Origin of the sequence: Polaribacter sp. SA4-12, assembly GCF_002163675.1 — a bacterium.
Lineage (GTDB): Bacteria > Bacteroidota > Bacteroidia > Flavobacteriales > Flavobacteriaceae > Polaribacter.
This window is the reverse complement of the sequence record NZ_CP019334.1, coordinates 1-5,000: the sequence shown is the minus strand read 5'-3', so window position 1 is coordinate 5,000 and position 5,000 is coordinate 1. Positions and strand designations below refer to the sequence as shown.

Here is a 5,000-nt window from a genome sequence, read left to right as displayed (position 1 = left end):
CGCCGTCACAACTCGAAGTTGCTCCGACCGCTTGTAGGCGTACGGTTTCAGGATCTCTTTCACTCCCTTACTTAGGGTTCTTTTCACCTTTCCCTCACGGTACTAGTTCACTATCGGTCTCTCAGGAGTATTTAGCCTTACCGGATGGTCCCGGTGGATTCATACAGGATTACTCGTGTCCCGCACTACTCAGGGTACCACTATCTAAAATTCGCTTACTTTTACGGGACTATCACCCTCTATGGTCTGTCTTTCCAAACAGTTCTAATTCACTTATCTTCGAATATCGTGGCCCTACAACCCCAAAATTGCCGTAACAACTTTGGTTTGGGCTAATCCGCGTTCGCTCGCCACTACTAACGGAATCACTATTGTTTTCTCTTCCTCCGGTTACTTAGATGTTTCAGTTCACCGGGTTTACCCCTATTGCTAGGTGACATGTCTTCAACATGCCGGGTTGCCCCATTCGGATATCTACGGATTATAAGGTATGTGCCCCTCCCCGTAGCTTTTCGCAGCTTATCACGTCCTTCGTCGTCTCTGAGAGCCTAGGCATCCGCCATACGCCCTTACTTAACTTATTGTACTTTTTGCTACAGTATGTTGCCATACTATAATGAACTCTTTTATATTTTTATAAAAAAATTATTTAATTAGAATATAAATATTCTAATTGTTCTCTATCTATTTGATTCTTACGATATCATTTTACCAATATGTCAATGAACTTGTGTCAATACTTTGAAATTGACGTTGTGGAGAATATCGGAGTCGAACCGATGACCTCTTGCGTGCAAGGCAAGCGCTCTAGCCAGCTGAGCTAATCCCCCATTATGAAATTCAGAATAAATCCTAAATTATGAATGTAGAATCCTCTTACTTCCAGAATTTCCTTAAAATATTAAAATTGTAGTCCCGGGCAGACTCGAACTGCCGACCTCTACATTATCAGTGTAGCGCTCTAACCAGCTGAGCTACGAGACTAAATAGCTTAATATTTTGTTTTTTTAAAATTAACAGCAAAGAGTAAAACTTCCTTTTGTAACTCACCATCTTTCTCTAGAAAGGAGGTGTTCCAGCCGCACCTTCCGGTACGGCTACCTTGTTACGACTTAGCCCTAGTTACCAGTTTTACCCTAGGCGGCTCCTTGCGGTGACCGACTTCAGGCACTCCCAGCTTCCATGGCTTGACGGGCGGTGTGTACAAGGCCCGGGAACGTATTCACCGGATCATGGCTGATATCCGATTACTAGCGATTCCAGCTTCACGGAGTCGAGTTGCAGACTCCGATCCGAACTGTGATATGGTTTATAGATTCGCTCTCTGTTGCCAGATGGCTGCTCATTGTCCATACCATTGTAGCACGTGTGTGGCCCAGGACGTAAGGGCCGTGATGATTTGACGTCATCCCCACCTTCCTCTCTACTTGCGTAGGCAGTCTCGTTAGAGTCCCCAACTTTACTTGCTGGCAACTAACGACAGGGGTTGCGCTCGTTATAGGACTTAACCTGACACCTCACGGCACGAGCTGACGACAACCATGCAGCACCTTGTAATCTGTCCGAAGAAAACTCTATCTCTAAAGCTGTCAGACTACATTTAAGCCCTGGTAAGGTTCCTCGCGTATCATCGAATTAAACCACATGCTCCACCGCTTGTGCGGGCCCCCGTCAATTCCTTTGAGTTTCAGTCTTGCGACCGTACTCCCCAGGTGGGATACTTATCACTTTCGCTTAGTCACTGAGCTAATGCCCAACAACTAGTATCCATCGTTTACGGCGTGGACTACCAGGGTATCTAATCCTGTTCGCTCCCCACGCTTTCGTCCCTCAGCGTCAGTACATACGTAGTAGACTGCCTTCGCAATCGGTATTCTGTGTAATATCTATGCATTTCACCGCTACACTACACATTCTATCTACTTCCATATGACTCAAGTCAACCAGTATCAAAGGCAGTTCCATAGTTGAGCTATGGTATTTCACCTCTGACTTAATTGACCGCCTGCGGACCCTTTAAACCCAATGATTCCGGATAACGCTCGGACCCTCCGTATTACCGCGGCTGCTGGCACGGAGTTAGCCGGTCCTTATTCTTACAGTACCGTCAAGCTGGTATACATACCAGTGTTTCTTCCTGTATAAAAGCAGTTTACAACCCATAGGGCCGTCTTCCTGCACGCGGCATGGCTGGGTCAGAGTTGCCTCCATTGCCCAATATTCCTCACTGCTGCCTCCCGTAGGAGTCTGGTCCGTGTCTCAGTACCAGTGTGGGGGATCTCCCTCTCAGGACCCCTACCTATCGATGTCATGGTAAGCCGTTACCTTACCATCTAACTAATAGGACGCATAGCCATCTTTTACCAATAAATCTTTAATTACATCTCGATGCCGAGTCGCAATACTATGGAGCATTAATCTTCATTTCTAAAGGCTATTCTCCAGTAAAAGGTAGGTTCTATACGCGTTACGCACCCGTGCGCCGGTCGTCATCTGTAGCAAGCTACAATGTTACCCCTCGACTTGCATGTGTTAAGCCTGCCGCTAGCGTTCATCCTGAGCCAGGATCAAACTCTTCATTGTATATTTTAAATAATATTTAATGAATAAGTTTCAAAAGAATTTTAACAAAATTAATTGTTATGGTTATTCTACTCTTTGTTTACGCTGTCAATTTCAATATTTTCAATGAACTGTGCCGAGTCGGCACCGACAAGTTATAAAACTCAATCTTTACCTTTAACTCAACTTTGTAGAAATGTTAGACTCGAACTAACTGACTTTTTTAATTATCATTCCAAAACCTCTCTGAACTTTTTTTGCTGTATTTCTTAGCGGCTGCAAACATACAAACTATTTCTAATCTGACAATAAAAAAAATGATTTTTTTTATTTTTACTTACCCCTAAAAAAACTGAACTTTTTGCCGAAAATTTCGGACTGCAAACATACAACTCTTTTTAATCAGTAACCAAATAAAAATGAAATTTATTTTTATTGAAATTTTAATAACTCCATCTAAACAAATCTCCCCATTTAACCAACCAATACAACCTCTCAATGAACGAAACTAAAAGAGCATATTTCCCTTAGCGGCTGCAAACATACAACCACTTTTTAATATCACAACTATTTTTTTAAACTTTTTTTAAATTAGTTTTACAGCACTTCATAAACGCATTGTTTTTAGTGCTTTACAGTGTGAAATATTTTGTGAGGTTTTTGTTCTTTTTATACTATTTGAGGATCTAAGCTAAATTAGCTCTTTAAAAATGCTTTTTGAACACATAGAAACATAGACAACATAGCTTAGAGTCCTCAATTTTATATGTAAAATGGAAATAAAACTTTAAAAATTAACTCTTATATAATAAGTAGCAACTTTAAAATTAGAATTTAATTCGCAAATAAACCGTGTTAGGGATTGAAACGGCATCCTTTTTATTTGAAATTGATAAACTCTTTAGCATGAAAAATGATTTTATCAATGAAAAATGATGCGGAAAGCAATTCAACTTAAAAAGATATAGTGCAAAGCCCGACCTTTTTCATGAACAAAAGGGATCAATACAAAAAGTTGTGAAATAATTAAAAATAGAGGAACTTCACACTTAAAAGATTTATGTCTTCTGATACTTTATTAAGCGTCAGCAAATTATTGCTTCAATAAGTAATTGTTACTTATTTAGTTTAAATAAACACGAGATTAAAGAGGAGGAAATTTACATTTATTTCACATAAATAGACCTTGCTCCTGATGAATTTAAAAACATAAAACTCAATTCTAAAGATTTCTTTCCAGAGGTAACTGTTCAAGATTTTCTATTCGAAGTAATAACGTGTATCTATATACAACAAGGAGAAAATTATTGAACAAAGCAACCGAAAAAATAGTTACTAGGAACGAGGATTTAGTATCAAAAGGCACTAGAATAGCTAATAAGTTAGCTGTATTTTTTAAAAGAACTCCGTTAATAATAACGCTTCAATCACCTGTCTTTTTACTGATTTTTATGGCGTAAACCCTAGAAGTACGCAAAGGAAATACATAGATTACTAAATTGATTTTAAATCTTGGAATCAAAAGCCACATGATAAAAAATGGTTATTAGTTAGCTATAATATTTGAACATATATTTCAATTGATGAGACTGCCTTATCTAATGGAGATTTATATACAATAATCACCAATAAAAAAACTAAGGAAAGAAAGGTGCAATAATAGCTATGATTAAAGGAGTTAAAACAGAAACATTTATAAAAACACTTCATATAATTTCATTGAAACATAGAAAAAAAGTAAAGGAGGTAACACTAGATATGGTTGGAAACCATAAGGCTTATCGTTAAAAATTATACCAAATACAGTTTTAATAATAAACCATTCCAATGTTTAAAAAATAACTTTAGACATATTACAAGAAACAAGAATAAAGCATCGCTGAGTGGTAATGAATGTAGAAATTGATAAGATAGAAACTTTCGAAAGAGAAGCATAAAATATACTCCGTAATTATTTTTCTAATGGTGAAACATTAAAAAGATTATCAGCCAAAAGTAAATATTTAATATAGACCTAGTAGTAAATGGATTAAAAATCAACACAAAGAGTCAATGTATTATTTGAAAATATACTGACTTAAAAAAAGCCTAAAAATTATATCAAAACCTTTCTTGGATATTTAATAAGACTAAAGACAAAGCTTCTGTACTAATAAGAATTGCGAAATAATATAAAAAAGTAAGGCAATCTGCATTTAAAAATTTTAATACTATATTTAGAACAATATCAATACATTATAAAATATTCTAAACTATTTTTATTACAAAAGTACAAATACTTCTACCAAATCCTTCAATGCAAAAATTAAAGTTTTTAGATCTCAGTTTAAAGTGGTGAGAAATGTAGAATTCTTACTTTTTAGGCTGACTAATATTTTGGATAAAGATGAAATTCCACAATTTTTAATCTAGATCTTTTAAACCTCTAACTTTTCTCC

2 tRNA genes and 2 rRNA genes (1 of these 4 running past the window's edge) are annotated in these 5,000 nt (G+C 36.9%); all 4 read right to left on the bottom strand.

Features of this window, described 5'->3' with window-relative positions:
• Positions 1-584, bottom strand: a 23S ribosomal RNA gene (locus BTO07_RS00025); it reaches 2,302 nt to the left of the window's first position.
• 172 nt (positions 585-756) lie between these two features.
• A tRNA-Ala gene (locus BTO07_RS00020) sits at positions 757-830 on the bottom strand.
• A gap of 80 nt (positions 831-910) precedes the next feature.
• Positions 911-984 (bottom strand) — tRNA-Ile (locus BTO07_RS00015).
• Between the two features lie 79 nt (positions 985-1,063).
• Positions 1,064-2,583, bottom strand: a 16S ribosomal RNA gene (locus tag BTO07_RS00010).
• The 16S and 23S rRNA genes sit together here with 2 tRNA genes alongside, the layout of an rRNA operon.
• Positions 2,584-5,000: the final 2,417 nt, after the last annotated feature.